Annotated in this window: 17 protein-coding genes; 7 read left to right on the top strand and 10 right to left on the bottom strand. The window is 60.3% G+C overall.

Annotated features, from left to right (window positions below):
* Nucleotides 1-14: 14 nt before the first annotated feature.
* Together O3299_RS20150 and O3299_RS20145 are read right to left on the bottom strand one after the other, a co-directional pair.
* Nucleotides 15-1646 carry an NAD(P)/FAD-dependent oxidoreductase gene (locus O3299_RS20150; RefSeq protein ID WP_305063068.1) on the bottom strand — a complete coding sequence of 544 codons (1632 nt, stop codon included), beginning with the start codon at nt 1644-1646 and terminating at the stop codon, nt 15-17.
* Nucleotides 1646-3157 (bottom strand): polyamine aminopropyltransferase, encoded by a 1512-nt coding sequence (locus tag O3299_RS20145; RefSeq protein ID WP_305053682.1) that lies wholly within the window; start codon nt 3155-3157, stop codon nt 1646-1648. The genes O3299_RS20150 and O3299_RS20145 overlap by 1 nt, the downstream gene beginning before the upstream one ends.
* A gap of 59 nt (nt 3158-3216) precedes the next feature.
* Here O3299_RS20145 and O3299_RS20140 point away from each other — a divergent pair, with 59 nt between their 5' ends.
* From O3299_RS20140 to rsgA, 7 genes are all read left to right on the top strand, one after another.
* The gene (locus O3299_RS20140; RefSeq protein ID WP_034783828.1) at nt 3217-3603 is read left to right on the top strand and encodes a DUF350 domain-containing protein; all 387 of its coding nucleotides are present in this window, start codon (nt 3217-3219) and stop codon (nt 3601-3603) included.
* 27 nt (nt 3604-3630) lie between these two features.
* Entirely contained in the window at nt 3631-4659 is a 1029-nt protein-coding gene (locus tag O3299_RS20135; RefSeq protein WP_305053681.1) for an SPFH domain-containing protein, read from the top strand.
* 20 nt (nt 4660-4679) lie between these two features.
* Complete coding sequence (locus tag O3299_RS20130; RefSeq protein ID WP_305063067.1) at nt 4680-6143, top strand: DUF4178 domain-containing protein; 1464 nt, start codon at nt 4680-4682, stop codon at nt 6141-6143.
* On the top strand, nt 6140-6310 hold the full coding sequence (locus tag O3299_RS20125; RefSeq protein WP_157814714.1) for a hypothetical protein: 171 nt from the start codon (nt 6140-6142) through the stop codon (nt 6308-6310). The genes O3299_RS20130 and O3299_RS20125 overlap by 4 nt, the downstream gene beginning before the upstream one ends.
* Nucleotides 6311-6312: 2 nt before the next feature.
* On the top strand, nt 6313-6684 hold the full coding sequence (speD, locus tag O3299_RS20120) for an adenosylmethionine decarboxylase (RefSeq protein ID WP_305063066.1): 372 nt from the start codon (nt 6313-6315) through the stop codon (nt 6682-6684).
* 63 nt (nt 6685-6747) lie between these two features.
* Nucleotides 6748-7302 carry a hypothetical protein gene (locus tag O3299_RS20115; protein WP_099665942.1) on the top strand — a complete coding sequence of 185 codons (555 nt, stop codon included), beginning with the start codon at nt 6748-6750 and terminating at the stop codon, nt 7300-7302.
* A 275-nt stretch (nt 7303-7577) separates the two neighbouring features.
* Nucleotides 7578-8645, top strand: a complete 1068-nt coding sequence (gene rsgA / locus O3299_RS20110) for a ribosome small subunit-dependent GTPase A (RefSeq protein ID WP_305063065.1) — start codon at nt 7578-7580, stop codon at nt 8643-8645.
* Nucleotides 8646-8710: 65 nt separating this feature from the next.
* Here the strand turns inward: rsgA and O3299_RS20105 are convergent, their stop codons facing one another.
* The 8 genes from O3299_RS20105 to atpB all read right to left on the bottom strand — a co-directional run bounded on the left by O3299_RS20105 (nt 8711) and on the right by atpB (nt 15391).
* Nucleotides 8711-9130, bottom strand: a complete 420-nt coding sequence (locus O3299_RS20105) for a F0F1 ATP synthase subunit epsilon (RefSeq protein WP_058050961.1) — start codon at nt 9128-9130, stop codon at nt 8711-8713.
* A 62-nt stretch (nt 9131-9192) separates the two neighbouring features.
* Complete coding sequence (gene atpD / locus O3299_RS20100; protein WP_034752705.1) at nt 9193-10593, bottom strand: F0F1 ATP synthase subunit beta; 1401 nt, start codon at nt 10591-10593, stop codon at nt 9193-9195.
* A 29-nt stretch (nt 10594-10622) separates the two neighbouring features.
* Nucleotides 10623-11498, bottom strand: coding sequence for a F0F1 ATP synthase subunit gamma (atpG, locus tag O3299_RS20095; protein ID WP_034783836.1), 876 nt, complete (start codon nt 11496-11498; stop codon nt 10623-10625).
* Between the two features lie 63 nt (nt 11499-11561).
* Entirely contained in the window at nt 11562-13103 is a 1542-nt protein-coding gene (atpA, locus tag O3299_RS20090; RefSeq protein ID WP_034752701.1) for a F0F1 ATP synthase subunit alpha, read from the bottom strand.
* A 78-nt stretch (nt 13104-13181) separates the two neighbouring features.
* Nucleotides 13182-13727, bottom strand: a complete 546-nt coding sequence (locus tag O3299_RS20085) for a F0F1 ATP synthase subunit delta (protein ID WP_034752699.1) — start codon at nt 13725-13727, stop codon at nt 13182-13184.
* 2 nt (nt 13728-13729) lie between these two features.
* A complete protein-coding gene (locus O3299_RS20080; protein ID WP_034752697.1) occupies nt 13730-14200 on the bottom strand; it encodes a F0F1 ATP synthase subunit B in 471 nt (156 codons plus the stop codon).
* Between the two features lie 43 nt (nt 14201-14243).
* Complete coding sequence (gene atpE / locus O3299_RS20075; protein ID WP_034752695.1) at nt 14244-14522, bottom strand: F0F1 ATP synthase subunit C; 279 nt, start codon at nt 14520-14522, stop codon at nt 14244-14246.
* Nucleotides 14523-14581: 59 nt separating this feature from the next.
* On the bottom strand, nt 14582-15391 hold the full coding sequence (gene atpB / locus O3299_RS20070; RefSeq protein WP_046681851.1) for a F0F1 ATP synthase subunit A: 810 nt from the start codon (nt 15389-15391) through the stop codon (nt 14582-14584).
* Nucleotides 15392-15429 lie beyond the last annotated feature (38 nt).

The raw sequence follows: 15429 nt of genomic DNA, 5'->3' as shown, positions 1-15429 counted from the left end.
TCGCGCCGGCCTTTTTATTTAGCCGCCAGACGCGCCGCCCGGTCCCCCCACCACGCCGCCTCCTCGAACACGGAAAAGCCCGACAAGTCGGCATGCGCAAACAGCATCGCGCCATCGTGCTCACGCAGCGCCTTCAAGCCCACATTGCTGCGAAATCCTGGCAACGGTGCCGCCATGGCGTGCCCACGCACGGTGATGTCGACGCGCTCGACGCAGCTGGCAAAGTCACGTCCATACGCCGTCTTTAAATCGACGCTGGCCAGCGCCAGCAATTCCTCGGGTGTGGCCACATCTAACCACTTGCGCGCTTCCTGCGGTGTGCGGTCGGACAGGGCCACGTAGGCGCTGAAGACGGTTTTCTCGGGCGGACGCACGCGGATATCCTGGTGCGTGGAGACGACATAGCCGAGGCCCGGCTCCTGGTACACCACGTTGTCCCAGCATAGCGGCGCATGCGGCAGTTCATCGGGAAAGCGTTTCAGTAAAAAATTCGCCACCAGCCACGGCGCATACGCGGGCGTATCGCGTTTGAGATCGAAGCCATAGCTGGCGATGTCGTTGACCACGCGCGCCGCCACATACAAGGGCATGGCGCAGATGGCCTTGCGCGCCTTGACCAGGTAAGTGCGCGGCTGGCCGTCGACCAGTTCCAGGCACAGTGCCTCCACGCCCTGCTCCGTCGTCTGCACGGAAACCACCGTACCCGCATGACGTTGGACACCCGACGCCTGCTCCATCGCCGTGGCCACGGGCTGCATGCCGCCCGGCCAGGTCAGCCAGGCGCCGTTGCCCGCATTGGCTGCCTGTCCCCAGCGGCTGCAGTAGTAGTGCAGGCCGGCCCAGGCCGAGACCTGGTCGTAGCGCGTGCCGTAGTCGTCGCGGCAGCAGTAATTCAGATACCAGTGCAGGGTGGGCGAGGTATAGCCTTCGCGCTCCATCCATTGCTTCAAGGTGATGGTGTCGAGCGCCTGCCAGGCCGGATCTTGCGACGACTCCACGGTAGGAAAGACGAAGACACGCTTGCCATCATTGCCATGCGCCTGGCGCAGGCGCCGCACCTCGGCAAAGAAGCGCTCGTGCTGCGCCAGTTCTTCGGCAGAAACGCCTTCGATGGGAATGAAGCCATCCTGCCAGTGGCCGTTGAACAGCAGGCGTTCCTCGGGCGCGTGCAGGATGTAGCGCTCGTCGTAATACGGCTTTTCCGCCTGCGGATCGCGCTCGATGATGCCCAGATCGAACAGGATTTCCCGCACATGGGTCGATTCGGGCGAAGGCAGCGGCAAATAATGGCCGCCCGTGGGGTAGGCCAGGTCACCGAAATGGCCGCCGGCCGCGTTGCCATACGGCTGCGGGCCATCGATCATGAGGAAGTCCTTGTGCCCCAGCTTGTTCAGGCGCCAGGCCGCCGTCAGGCCGGCGATGCCGGAGCCGAGGATCGCCACGTCGGTGGTGATGGTTGCCGAGGGTGCCGGCAACGCCATGCGCTCGCGCATCAGCTTGCGCAAATAATGCCCCTCGCTGCGGCCCGGATACAGCACCTTCGGCGTGATCTCCTGCCAGCGCAGATACGCGGCGATGCTGCCGATGCCAGCGGCTGCCGCTGCCGTGCCGCCGGCGGCCCACAGCATGAAGGAACGGCGCTGCATCAGCGGATCACCCGGTTCCAGTCCTGCTCGAATTCATGCACGAGCGACTGGGTATTCAAGCGATTCGGCGCCATCGGCAGCGGCTGCATATCGGGCGGGAAGATGAACATTTCGCGCGTGGTGTCCGCATTCAGGTAGCGCATGGGCAGGCGGTAGCTCGTCGGCGGCACGTAGTCGAGCTGGGGCGAGGCCAGGATAAACCCCCATTCGCCGAACGAGGGCACGTAAGCGTGATAGGGCCAGGTGCGCATGCCCACTTCACGCAGGGTCGAATTGATGGTCCAGTAGGCGTGCGGGGCAAAGAAGGGCGACGTCGATTGCACCACCATCAGGCCCTTGGCCGCCAGATGCTTTTTCACCAGGTCGTAGAACGGCACCGAGTACAGTTTGCCGAGCGCGAAGCTGGACGGATCAGGGAAGTCGACGATGGCCGCATCGAACATATCGCCATTGTTGCGCAGCCAGACGGCGGCATCGGCATTGACGACGGTAACCCGCTTGTCCGAGAACGAATTATTGTTCAGCTTTGCCAGTTCCGGGCGCGTGGTAAACGCGGCCGTCATGGCGGGGTCGAGGTCGACCACGGTGACGTGTTCGACGTGGGGATAACGCAGGATTTCGCGCAGGGCCAGGCCATCGCCGCCGCCCAGCACCAGCACGCGGCGCGCCCACGGCAGCGCTTCCAGCACGGGGTGCACCAGCGCCTCGTGGTAGCGGTACTCGTCGCGCGAGGAAAACTGCAGGTTGCCATTGATGTACAGCCGCGTATCGTCCTTCCAGCGCGTGATCACCAGGCGCTGGTAGGGCGTGGTGGTCGAGTACACGATCTGGTCGCCGAACAGGCCGTGCTCGCCCCAGGCCACCATGCGGTCCGACATGGCAAAGCCGGCCACCAGTACCAGCATCACGGCGCAAGCGCGCAGGAAGCGGCTCGTGAGGTTCTTCAATTCCGCGCGGAACACCCAGATCGTCCACAGGCCCACGCCCACATTCAGCATGCCGAACAGGAAGCCCGTGCGCACCAGTCCCAGGTACGGTGACAGCACCAGCGGGAACAGCAGGGAAACGGCCAGCGCGCCCAGGTAATCGAAGGTCAGTACGCGGCTGACCAGCTCGGAAAATTCCGTTTGACGCGAATTCAGGGCGCGCATCACCAGCGGCACTTCCATGCCGACCAGTGCGCCGATCAGGAACACCATCACATACAATAAGGTGCGAAATGGCGCGGCCATCCACGAAAAGGTCATGAACAGGATGGCGGCCGACAGGCCGCCGATCAAGCCCACGGCCAGTTCGATGTCGACGAAGCGCGAGAGCACGTCGTCATCGCGCACATACTTTGAAAAGTGAGCACCCACACCCATGGCAAACAAGTAGCAGCCGATTATGGTGGAAAACTGCAGGATGGAGTCGCCGAGCAGGTAGCTGGACATGGCGCCGGCGATCAGCTCATACGCGAGGCCGCAGGAGGCGACCACGAAGACGGACAAAATCAGAATCTTTTTGTTCATGGGACTTTTTTTGTTCTAATATGCGTTGACGTTATCAAATACTCATTGTGAGGAATGCCGTGCCCGCCATCCTAAACTATCTGATTCATCTTTTACTGGCCGCCGGGCTACTGATTGTATTTTTTATCATCTACACGCGCGTCACGCCGTATAACGAAGTGCTGCTGATCCGCCAGGGCAATCAGGCCGCGGCCCTGTCGCTGGGTGGCGCCATGCTGGGTTTTTCCGCCACCATCGCCTCGTCGCTGATGCACACGGCCGACTATCAGCAGTTCTTCGCCTGGGCCTTCGGCGCCATGGTGGTGCAATTGCTCGCCTATGTGGTCACCACGCGCCTGCTGCGCATGTCGAAAGACCAGATCGAATCGAACAACAGCGCCTTCGGCGGCCTGCTGGCCGCCATTTCCCTGTCGATCGGCGCCATCAACGCCGCTTGCATTTCCTGACGTTTTACCTCATTCAAGGACACCATCATGAGCCTCGGCAGCTTTATCAAGAAGCAGTTTATCGACGTACTGCAGTGGAACGAAGAAACGGAAGGAGTACTGGCCTGGCGCTTCCCCATGCAGGATTTCGAGATTCAGAACGGCGCCATCCTGAATGTGCGCGAATCGCAAGTGGCCGTCTTCGTCAATGAAGGCAAGATCGCCGACGTCTTCGGTCCCGGCACGCACAAGCTGACGACGCAGACCTTGCCGCTGCTGACCAACCTGAAAAACTGGGACAAGCTGTTCGACTCGCCCTTCAAGTCGGACGTGTATTACTTCAGCACCCGCGTGCAGACGGGCCGCAAGTGGGGCACGCCGCAGCCGATCACCATCCGCGACAAGGATTTCGACATGATCCGCGTGCGCGCCTTCGGCATGTACTCGTACCGCATCGCCGACGCCCGCACCTTCTTCACCGAGATCAGCGGCACGCGCGAAGTGTATACGCGCGACGAGGTGGAAGATCAATTGCGCGGCATTTTGATGTCGAGCATGGCCAGTTCCTTGGGCGGCGCGAATGTGCCCTTCCTCGACATGGCCGCCAACCAGGCGCTGATGGCGCAGGAAGTCAAGGATGGCCTGGCGCAGGCGTTTTCCCGCTATGGCGTGGGCCTCGATGAATTCAACGTGGCCAGCATCAGTCTGCCCGAGGAATTGCAGGCGGCGCTTGACGAACGCATCTCCGCCGGCATGAAGGGCGGCCTGGGCGCCGACAAGATGAGCGGCTATACGAAATTCCAAGTTGCCAACGCGATCCCACTGGCGGCGCAGAATGAAGGCGGCATGGCCGGCATCGGCGCGGGACTGGGCGCCGGGCTGTCGATCGGCCAGGTGATGGCGCAAAGCATGGGTGGCGCCTTGCAGCAGCCCGCGCCGGCGGCGCCACCGCCCCCCCCGGAAGAACCAATCGAGGCGCGCCTGGAAAAGCTCAAAGGCTTGCTCGATAAGGGTCTCATTTCGCCGGCCGACTACGACGGCGCCAAGGCTGAACTGCTGAAAAAACTGATCGGCTGATTAGGGCGAAATACGACTGCATGCAAACTGTTTCCTGTCCCAGCTGCGGCGCGGAAGTTCGTTTCCGCTCGCACGCTTCCGTGCTCGCCGTATGCGAGTACTGCCACAGCACCATTCTCAAGGACGCCGACTCGGTCAAGGATCTCGGCAAGATGTCGGCCGTCCTCGAGGATTACTCGCCGATCCAGGTCGGCACGGCCGGCGTGCACGATGGCGTGCACTTCACCATCGTCGGGCGCATCCAGCAGCGCTACAGCGCCGGCACGTGGAACGAGTGGTATCTGCTGTTCGACGACGCAAGCACGGCGTGGCTGGGCGATTCGTCCGGCCTGTACACGCTGACGCGCGAACGCAGCACGCAAGACGCCCTGCCCGCCTTTGCCGAACTGACGCCGGGCAGGCGCTACACGATCTGCGGCGAGCCGTACACGGCGGCCGAGATCCGCAGCGCCGAATGCATCGCCGGCCAGGGAGAATTACCGTTCAAGGTGGGCGCCGGCTGGCGCATCCAGGTGGCGGACTTCCGCAACTACGCCAGCTTTGTCACGCTCGACTACACGGATGGCCCACAACCCATCGTCTACCAGGGCGTCGCCGTCACCCTGGACAGTTTGAAGTGCCAGCTGCTGCGCGACGACGATACCATCGCCAAGAGTGCAGGCAAGTACCGCGGCAAGCTCGATGCGCTCGACTGCCCCTCCTGCGGCAGCGGCATTCAGTATGTGCCCGGCGCTGCAGCGCAGCTGGTGTGTCCCGCCTGCCATGCGCAGCTCGACGCCAGCGGTCCGGAAGCGCAGGTGCTGGCCATCGGCAAGCAGGTGCACGACAACGCCGACATCACCCTGGAGCTGGGCGCCAGCGCGAAGATCAGCAATGTGGATTTCACGGTGATCGGCATGATGCGCCGCGCCGACGACGAAGGCAGCGAGTGGAACGAATACCTGCTGTATGGCGCGCGCGCCGGCTTCTTCTGGCTGGTGGAGACCGACGATGGCTGGTCGCGCTCGAACGTGCTGCCGAACTGGCCCAACTGGGCGTCATTGGACGCCGATACCTGCACGCTCGATGGTGCCACCTACCGCAAGCTGTATGACTACGGCTCGCAAGTCGTGTACGCGGCGGGCGCCTTCAACTGGAAGGTGGCAGTCGGCGACAGCACGCGCGTGTTTGAATTCGAGCAAGGGCAGACCAAACTGGCGGCAGAGCTCACCGGCGAGGAAATGACCTGGTCGCGCTCCGCGCCCGTCGCCCATGACCAGATGGCCGCCTGGTTCGGCGCGGCCTTCCATGGCGGCGCCAACGTGCAGAATATCCAGCTCAGTCATCGCGGCATCGCCAAGGTCTTCATCATCATCGTGCTGGTCTTGAATGCGATTCCCATGTTTGTCTCGTTCTCCAGCACCCTGATGTGGAGTTTGCTGGGCTGCCTGGCGCTGTTCCTGCCTGCCGCTTTTCTCGACAAGAATGCAAAGAATCCCCCATGAGTAAATACGTGATCTATGCCCTGATGGTGACCTTCAGTGTCACGGCCGCCAACTGGGTGCGCATGTTCAAGGTGGCCGGCAGTAGCAGCGGCAGCAGCTGGAGTTCGCGCACGGGCAGCGGCGGCGGCAGCTATGGCGGCGGCTCCAGCGGCGGCAGCCACAAGTAAGCATGACAGCCACACCGCATCTGCCTCTGGGCACCCATTTGCTGGCCGATCTGTCGGGCATCGCGCCGGAACGCCTGCGCGATGGCACCGCGCTCGAGCGCCTGTTGCGCGACGCGGCCGTCACGGCCGGCGCCCAGGTGCTGCACAGCCATTTCCACAGCTTTGGCGCCGGCCAGGGCATCACGGGCGTGGTGCTGCTGGCCGAATCACATATCTCCATCCACACCTGGCCGGAATGCGGCTTTGCCGCCGTCGACATCTTCATGTGCGGCGCGACCCGGCCGCAACTGGCGCTGGACGCCATCAAGGATGCGTTGCAGGCGGCGCACTGCCAGCTGCAATCGGTGCGGCGCGCGCCACCCGGGCATTCCTAGCGCCGCTGGTGGATCGCGGGGGGATCGCTTACACTGTCGGCTCATATCCCAACCTTGACTCCCATGCGCCGTTCCGCCCTCCTTGCCCTGCCCCTGCTGCTGCTGGTTTCAGCCTGCAACGACTACACGGCGCCCAGCCTGTACCAGGCCACCACGCCCGAGTGCAAGACGTGGACGGAGGGTTCACGCTTCGAGCTGCCGCGCGGTATCAGCGTGTATGCCACACCGCCCGTCACTCTGAAGGATGGCGGCACGGAGCTGGCGCTGATTTTTACTCTTCCCATCGGCACGCAAGCCAGTTTTACGCGCCTGTCCTTCCTGCTGGAAGAACCAAAACAGCAGCCCTTCGCCGAAGCCAAGGTGCTGACCATCTACCAGCGCGGCATGAACCGCAAGGCGGAAATCGTCGACGTCATCGAGCAGCTGCCCATCATGTTTTCCGCCGTCGGTTCCAGCGCCGAAACCCAGTGGCGCCTGCGCCTGCAACTGCCGCGCCAGCTGCCGCAGCGCTTTGATCTGTCCATGCCCGACATGCTCGTCGGCGGCAAGCGCTACCCGGTGCGCACCTTTACGTACCGCTATTTCCCCGAGCGCAGCGCCTACGGCATGTGCAGCTGAACCACGCCATCCATTGACGGCGGCGCGTGCCGCTGGCACACTGGCGTTTTCCCTCACACAACAGGAGTAGACAACATGCGCCATTCGGATACTGCCGTGCTGTCGGCTGCCTGATCACGGTCTTTCCCCGCTAAGACCCTTAGCCCGCCATTGCCCATACGCGTGATCGCGTAGCCGACTTCCCTTTCTTTCGTGCCAGTCATCGCGACTGGCGGTGCCTGCACGCGCAGGCTTCACGTCCGTACGCGGACGACAGAATTTGGAATCACGCTACCATGATCGCATTCGATTTTGCGCAACTACGCCTTATCGGGCTGCAGCAGGCCATCGCCGGCGCAGCCACCCAACTCGACTTATCTTCCCCTGCCGCACAACTGCTGCGCGTGAGTGCCGTCCACCGCGACAGCCTTCTCGTGCACGACGGCACCCGGGAACACCCGGCACAGGTCCTGCCGCGCCTGTTGCACGAGCTTCTGGCGCAAGATGCCGTCCTCACGGTCGGCGACTGGGTCGCCGCCGAACACGATGGTCACGGCGCGCTGTGGATAACGGCACACTTATCCCCAGTCACGCAAATCGCCCGGCGCGGCAACGACGGCCGGCGGCAAGTGCTCGCCAGCAATGTCGATACGGCCCTGCTGGTGATGGGACTGGACGGGGATTTTAATCCGCGCCGCCTGGAACGCTATCTGGCCATCGTGCTGGCGGCCCAGGTCAGCCCCGTGGTGGTGCTGAGCAAGGCCGACGTGGCCGACGACGTGCCGGGCAAGCTGGCGCAGCTCAAACAGCGCCTGCCGCCCCGCGTGCCCCTGTTTGCCATCGACACGCGCCATGCGTATGACGTGGCCATCCTGGAACCCTGGTTGGGTACTGGCCAGACCCTGGTGCTGCTCGGTTCATCGGGCGCCGGCAAGTCCAGCCTGACCAATACCCTGTCTGCGGCGCAACAGGCAACCAACGGCGTGCGCCATGGCGATGGGCGCGGACGGCATACGACGACGGCGCGCTCGCTGCACTTGTGCGCCAGCGGCGCCTGCATCATCGATACGCCGGGCTTGCGCAGCTGGCAGGCCGACGCCGATGCGCAGACCCTGGCGGCCACCTTCGACGACATCGCGGCGCTCGCCTCGACGTGCCAGTTCCGCGACTGCCAGCACGCCAGCGAACCAGGCTGCCAGGTGCGCGGCGCCATCGATGCAGATCGGCTGCGCAATTATCACAAGCTGCTGCGCGACGCCCGGCGCGGCGAGGAAACGCCGCTCGAGCGCATCGCCGCGCGCGCCAAGTGGAAGACGATATTGAAGGCGGGGCAGGAAAGGAGCAGGCAAAAGCGCCAGGAATAGCCGTCAGCTAAAGGGCATAAAAAAAGGCAGCCCGAAGGCTGCCTTTCTTGTGCGGCGCAGATGGATTAAATCTTGCGCAGCTTCTGGATCGCTGCCAGCTGCGCAATCGCGCTGGCCAGCTCGGCTTGCGCTTGCGCGTAGTCGATGCCCGAATCCTTGTTGTGGATATTTTCTTCCGCCAACTTCTTCGCTTCCAGCGCTTTCGCTTCGTCGAGGTCGTGACCGCGGATGGCGGTATCGGCCAGGACGGTCACGGTATCCGGTTGCACTTCCAGCAGGCCGCCGGCAACGAAGACGAACTCTTCTTCAGCCTGGCCGACTACCTTGATGCGGACCGCGCCCGGACGGATGCGGGTAATCAAAGGCGTGTGGCGTGGGTAGATACCCAGCTCGCCCTGTTCACCCGGCAACGCGACGAATTCTGCTTCGCCTGAAAAAATCAGTTCTTCAGCGGAAACCACGTCAACGTGAATTGTGTGTGCCATGTGTGTCCTATCGGGTTGAAGAACCCCGCCGTGTAACGGGCGGGGTTAGGCCCAGACTTAACTTAGTTAAGTTTCTTGGCTTTTTCGATTGCTTCTTCGATCGTGCCGACCATGTAGAACGCTTGTTCCGGCAGGTGATCGAGTTCGCCCGAAGCGATCATTTTGAAGCCCTTGATCGTGTCTTTGAGCGAAACGTATTTACCAGGCGCGCCGGTAAAGACTTCAGCGACGTGGAAAGGCTGCGACAGGAAACGCTGCATCTTACGTGCGCGGGCGACCAGCAGTTTGTCTTCCGGTGCCAGCTCGTCCATACCCAGAATCGCGATAATGTCGCGCAATTCCTTGTAGCGTTGCAGGGTCGTTTGCACGGCACGCGCGGTGTCATAGTGCTCTTGACCAACGATCAACGGATCCAGCTGACGCGAGGTCGAATCCAGTGGGTCCACGGCTGGGTAGATACCCAGGGAAGCGATGTCACGCGACAGCGCAACGGTCGAATCCAAGTGAGCAAACGTGGTAGCAGGCGACGGATCGGTGTAATCATCGGCTGGAACGTAGACGGCCTGGATCGAGGTGATCGAACCGGTCTTGGTCGACGTGATACGCTCTTGCAGACGGCCCATTTCTTCCGCCAGGGTCGGTTGGTAACCCACAGCCGATGGCATACGGCCCAGCAGTGCCGATACTTCGGTACCGGCCAGCGTGAAGCGGTAGATGTTGTCGACGAAGAACAGAACGTCCTTGCCTTCATCACGGAACGATTCAGCGATCGTCAGGCCGGTCAGCGCGACACGCAGACGGTTACCTGGCGGTTCATTCATCTGACCGTAGACCATCGCCACTTTGGAGTTCTCTGGGTTTTCCAGATCGACCACTTTCGCGTCAGCCATCTCGTGGTAGAAGTCGTTACCTTCACGGGTACGCTCACCAACGCCGGCAAACACGGACACGCCGCTGTGTGCCTTGGCGATGTTGTTAATCAGTTCCATCATGTTCACGGTCTTGCCTACGCCAGCGCCGCCGAACAAACCAACTTTACCGCCTTTTGCAAACGGGCACACCAGGTCGATCACCTTGATGCCGGTTTCCAGCAGTTCTTGCGATGGCGACAGTTCGTCGTATGCAGGAGCGGTGCGGTGGATCGACGCGATCTGCTCGTGCGACACAGGGCCGCATTCGTCGATCGGGTTGCCCAGCACGTCCATGATGCGACCCAGGGTTGCTTTACCGACTGGCACCATGATAGGTTTGCCGGTGTTCTGGATCATCATGCCGCGACGCAGGCCATCGGACGAGCCGAGTGCAATGGTACGGACAATGCCGTCGCCCAACTGCTGTTGTACTTCCAGGGTCAGTTCCGAGCCTGCCATCTTCAAGGCATCAAATACCTTAGGCATCGCGTTGCGGGGAAACTCAACGTCCACCACAGCGCCGATACACTGAACGATTTTGCCATCAGCCATGTTCGTTCCTTCAATATAGTTAAATTCGTTTAAACCGCAGCCGCACCGGCGACGATTTCGGAGAGTTCTTTGGTAATCGCAGCTTGACGGGTCTTGTTGTAGATCAGCTTCAATTCGCCGATCACACTACCCGCGTTGTCGCTTGCAGCTTTCATCGCGACCATCCGTGCCGATTGCTCGGACGCCAGATTCTCCGCGACTGCCTGGTACACCAGCGCTTCTACATAGCGCTCCAGCAATTCGTCGATCACGCTTTGCGCGTCCGGCTCGTAGATGTAATCCCACGAGTGGGCGCCCTTGTCGGCGACCATCTTGTCGGCCGTCAGGGGCAGCAATTGCTCCACGACTGGTTCCTGTTTCATCGTGTTGATGAATTTGGTGTAGCACAGGTACACTGCATCGATCTTGCCTGCCTGGAACTCTTCGAGCATGACCTTGACGGGTCCGATCAATTTGTCCAGGTGGGGCGTATCACCGGTTTGAATGGCGTGCGCAATGATCTTGACGCCGATGCGATTCAAAAAACCCAAACCCTTGTTACCGATGGCAACTGCTTCAACCCGGTTGCCAGCTGCTTCCAGCTCGCGCGACTTCGACGTCACCTGGCGCAGGATGTTGGTGTTCATGCCGCCGCACAGACCCTTGTCGGTCGTGACAACGATGAAACCCACTGCCTTCGCTTGCGTACCCTGGGCAGCTGCCAGGAACGGGTGCGTGTATTCCGGATTGGCGGTCGCCAGATTGGCGGCGATATTCCGAATCTTGTCACTGTAGGGACGGGCGGCCCGCATCCGGTCTTGCGCCTTGCGCATTTTGGACGCGGCGACCATTTCCATCGCCTTGGTGATCTTCTTCGTATTCTCTACGCTCTTGATCTTGCCTCGTATCTCTTTGCTTGATGCCATGAGTCCTTACTCCTTCTGCGCGTAGGGCGGCGCCTCACTCAAAGGTGGGCGCCGCCTGGCCGCTTAATATGCGCCGGATTTCTTGAAATCAGCAATGGCCGCCGACAGAGTTGCTTCGCTGTCTTTGTCGAGTTGCTTGGTTTCTTCGATCTTGGCCAGCAGAGCAGCTTGCTTGGTCTTCATGTAAGCGTGGACACCAGCTTCAAACGACAGCACTTGCTTGACTGGCACGTCGTCCATGAAGCCTTTGTTCACCGAGAACAGCGATACGGCCATCAGCGAGATCGACAGTGGCGAGTATTGGGCTTGCTTGAGCAATTCCGTTACGCGCGCACCGCGGTCCAGCTGCTTGCGGGTCGATTCATCCAGGTCCGAAGCGAACTGCGCAAACGCGGCCAGTTCACGGTACTGCGCCAAGTCGGTACGGATACCGCCGGACAGGTTTTTGATGACCTTGGTCTGGGCGGCGCCACCGACGCGCGATACGGAAATACCGGCGTTAATTGCAGGACGGATACCGGCGTTGAACAGCGAGGTTTCCAGGAAGATCTGACCGTCGGTAATCGAAATCACGTTGGTTGGAACGAATGCGGACACGTCGCCAGCTTGCGTTTCAATGATCGGCAGTGCCGTCAGGGAACCGGTCTTGCCTTTGACGGCGCCGTCGGTGAACTTCTCGACATAGTCGGCGTTCACGCGTGCTGCGCGTTCCAGCAGGCGGCTGTGCAGGTAGAACACGTCGCCTGGGTACGCTTCGCGACCTGGTGGACGGCGCAGCAGCAGCGAGATTTGACGGTATGCAACAGCTTGTTTGGACAGATCATCGTAGACGATCAGTGCATCTTCACCGCGGTCACGGAAGTATTCGCCCATGGCGCAACCGGAGTACGGCGAGATGTATTGCATGGCGGCCGATTCCGAAGCGGAAGCGGCGACAACGATGGTGTATTCCATCGCGCCGTGCTGTTCCAGCGAGCGCACGATGTTCTTGATCGACGAGGCTTTTTGGCCAATCGCGACGTAGATACACTTCATGCCCTGGCCTTTTTGATTGATGATCGCATCAATCGCCACAGCCGACTTGCCGGTTTGACGGTCGCCGATGATCAGTTCGCGCTGGCCGCGGCCAACTGGAACCATCGCATCGATCGATTTCAGGCCGGTTTGCATTGGTTGCGAAACGGATTCACGGGCGATCACGCCCGGGGCGATTTTTTCAATCGCGGCCGTCAGTTTGGTCTCGATGGCGCCTTTGCCGTCGATCGGCTGACCCAGCGCGTTGACAACGCGGCCGAGCAGCTCAGGACCGACTGGCACTTCCAGAATGCGGCCGGTGCATTTCACCGTGTCGCCTTCGGAGATGTGCTCGTAGGCACCCAGAATCACGGAACCGACGGAGTCGCGTTCCAGATTCATGGCCAGGCCAAACGTGTTGCCTGGGAATTCCAGCATCTCGCCTTGCATCACGTCCGACAAACCGTGGATGCGGCAGATACCGTCGGCGACGGAAATAACCGTGCCTTGATTACGCACTTCAGCGCCGCCGTCAAGACCTTGGATCCGGCTCTTGATCAACTCGCTGATTTCAGATGGGTTGAGTTGCATACTAACTCCTAAAAGTGTTTCTCTCAGCTTGCGCGAGGGGTAAGGGTCTGTCTAAGCTGGCCTGCCGAAGCGCGTGTCTTACGACACCAGTGCAGCGTGCAGTTGCTGCAGCTTGGCGCGCACCGAGGTGTCGAGCACTTGGTCGCCAACAACCACGCGCACGCCGCCGAGCAGCGATGGATCCACTGTGACGGCAGGGTTGAGCTTACGACTGAATTTCTTTTCCAGCGTTGCGACCAGCTCGGCCGTTTGGCCTTCGCTCAGATCGAAAGCGCTCGTGATCTCGGCGTCAGCCGCACCTTCCAGGCCATTTTTCAAGGCATGGAATTGCGCGCCGATTTCCGGCAGCAGGCTGATGCGGCCATTTTCGATCAACATCGTGACGAAGTTTTTCACTTCCTCATTGAGCGGCGATTTCAACAACGACAGGATGGTGGCGGCGACGTCGCTTTCCGAAACTTTCGGATTGCGCGCGTACGCCTGTACCTCGGGGTGGCTACCGATCTGTGCCAGTTCGGACACCAGTTCGGACCACGCCGCGAGGTTGCTTGACTCCTTACCAGCTTGGGCTACGCGGAACAAAGCTTCCGCGTAGGGACGGGCGACGGTTGCGAGTTCTGCCATGATTACAGCTCGACAGCAAGACGCTGCAACATTTCGGCGTGAGCCGTAGCGTTTACTTCACGCTTCAAGATCTGCTCGGCACCCTTGACAGCCAGGTCAGCCACCTGAGCGCGCAATTGTTCGCGTGCTTTCGACAGTTGCTGTTCGGCGTCCGACTGGGCTTGCGCAATGATACGCGCAGCTTCAGCTTGTGCATTTTGCTTGATCTCTTCAGCAACCAGCTGCGCGCGCTTTTCAGCGTCCGCAACGCGTTGCGACGCTTCTTCACGTGCACTGTTCAATGCCTCTTGCGCACGCTTTTCAGCGACAGCCATCGAAGCCTGACCTTGATCGGCCGCAGCCAATCCATCCGCGATTCGTTTGGCACGCTCATCCAGCGCGTTGTTCAGCGCTGGAAATACGAACTTCATCGAGAACCAGACCAACACCGCGAAGGTGATCATCTGGCCGATGAGCGACATATTGATGTCCATACCTTTGCTCCTAACTAAAAGTTTCTCCTAGGGTTGGAGCGAATTACTGAGCAACAGCCGTCAGAGCGGACAGGAACGGGTTAGCGAACGTGTACAGCAGAGCAACACCAACGCCGATCATCGAGATAGCATCCAGCAGACCAGCGATAACGAACAGTTTGGTTTGCAGTTGTGGCATCAGTTCTGGTTGACGTGCCGAAGCTTCCAGGAATTTGCCACCCAAGATAGCGAAGCCCAGAGCGGTGCCGATTGCGGCCAGGCCGATGATGATTGCTGCTGCCAGAACGGTCATGCTTTGTACTTGTGCGATCAGAGCTTGCATAAAATTCTCCTAAATTTAAAAACGAAAGATACTAAAAAAACAAAATATAAAGTTAATGATTAATGTTTCTCAACCGCAAGGCTCAGATACACAACCGTCAACGCCATAAACACAAAAGCTTGCAAAGTTACAATCAAGATATGGAAAATTGCCCATGGACCACCCAACGCCCACTGTGCCCACCAAGGCAACAACGCGATCAAGATGAAAATCAGTTCGCCGGCATACATATTGCCGAACAGTCGCAGCGACAGGGAGATCAGTTTTGCAACCAGCTCAACCATTTGCAGCAGGAAATTGACAGGTGCCAGGGCGATCGTGCCGATCAGGCCGCTCGCATGGAACGGTGCCGTGAACAGTTCCTTGATCCAGCCGCCCAGGCCCTTGGCCTTGATCGAGAAGGCGATCACGCACAGCACGACCGACAGCGACATGGCGAAGGTGTGGTTGACGTCGGCGGTCGGCACGGCGCGCAGTTTATGCACGCCAAACCAGCTCAAGATCTTCGGCAACAGGTCAACCGGCAGGAAGTCCATCGCGTTGAGCAACCAGACCCACACAAAAATAGTGATGGCCAGCGGCGCGATGACCTTGCTTTTCGCGTGGAAGGCCCCATTAATAGTGTCATTGACGATTTCCATGACCATTTCGACGAAGTTTTGCAACTTGCCAGGGACACCAGCCGTCGCGCGGCGCGACGCCATATAGAAAACAGCCAGGAAAACAAAGCCCAGAATGGCCGAAATCCAGAACGTATCCAGATTGATCATGCCGTCGGCACTTCTCAGGTGGGCCAGATGGTGACTGATGTATTCTGTGGCGTTGGCCGGGGCAGCATGGCCCGCTTCAATAGCGTGTTCTGTGGTCATAATGAATTTAGATTTGTCGTTTCAGAGCTCAACAGGCC

Source organism: Janthinobacterium sp. SUN176, assembly GCF_030587335.1.
GTDB lineage: Bacteria > Pseudomonadota > Gammaproteobacteria > Burkholderiales > Burkholderiaceae_D > Janthinobacterium > Janthinobacterium kumbetense.
The sequence above is the reverse complement of the archived record's forward strand: the minus strand, read 5'-3'. Positions and strand labels throughout refer to the sequence as shown.

Bases quoted from the DNA above. Each gene is read 5' to 3' on its own strand.
- O3299_RS20150 (WP_305063068.1), bottom strand. From the start codon at position 1,646: ATGCAGCGCCGTTCCTTCATGCTGTGGGCCGCCGGCGGCACGGCAGCG.
- O3299_RS20145 (WP_305053682.1), bottom strand. From the start codon at position 3,157: ATGAACAAAAAGATTCTGATTTTGTCCGTCTTCGTGGTCGCCTCCTGC.
- O3299_RS20135 (WP_305053681.1), top strand. From the start codon at position 3,631: ATGAGCCTCGGCAGCTTTATCAAGAAGCAGTTTATCGACGTACTGCAG.
- O3299_RS20130 (WP_305063067.1), top strand. From the start codon at position 4,680: ATGCAAACTGTTTCCTGTCCCAGCTGCGGCGCGGAAGTTCGTTTCCGC.
- O3299_RS20125 (WP_157814714.1), top strand. From the start codon at position 6,140: ATGAGTAAATACGTGATCTATGCCCTGATGGTGACCTTCAGTGTCACG.
- speD (WP_305063066.1), top strand. From the start codon at position 6,313: ATGACAGCCACACCGCATCTGCCTCTGGGCACCCATTTGCTGGCCGAT.
- O3299_RS20115 (WP_099665942.1), top strand. From the start codon at position 6,748: ATGCGCCGTTCCGCCCTCCTTGCCCTGCCCCTGCTGCTGCTGGTTTCA.
- rsgA (WP_305063065.1), top strand. From the start codon at position 7,578: ATGATCGCATTCGATTTTGCGCAACTACGCCTTATCGGGCTGCAGCAG.
- O3299_RS20105 (WP_058050961.1), bottom strand. From the start codon at position 9,130: ATGGCACACACAATTCACGTTGACGTGGTTTCCGCTGAAGAACTGATT.
- atpD (WP_034752705.1), bottom strand. From the start codon at position 10,593: ATGGCTGATGGCAAAATCGTTCAGTGTATCGGCGCTGTGGTGGACGTT.
- atpG (WP_034783836.1), bottom strand. From the start codon at position 11,498: ATGGCATCAAGCAAAGAGATACGAGGCAAGATCAAGAGCGTAGAGAAT.
- atpA (WP_034752701.1), bottom strand. From the start codon at position 13,103: ATGCAACTCAACCCATCTGAAATCAGCGAGTTGATCAAGAGCCGGATC.
- O3299_RS20085 (WP_034752699.1), bottom strand. From the start codon at position 13,727: ATGGCAGAACTCGCAACCGTCGCCCGTCCCTACGCGGAAGCTTTGTTC.
- O3299_RS20080 (WP_034752697.1), bottom strand. From the start codon at position 14,200: ATGGACATCAATATGTCGCTCATCGGCCAGATGATCACCTTCGCGGTG.
- atpE (WP_034752695.1), bottom strand. From the start codon at position 14,522: ATGCAAGCTCTGATCGCACAAGTACAAAGCATGACCGTTCTGGCAGCA.
- atpB (WP_046681851.1), bottom strand. From the start codon at position 15,391: ATGACCACAGAACACGCTATTGAAGCGGGCCATGCTGCCCCGGCCAAC.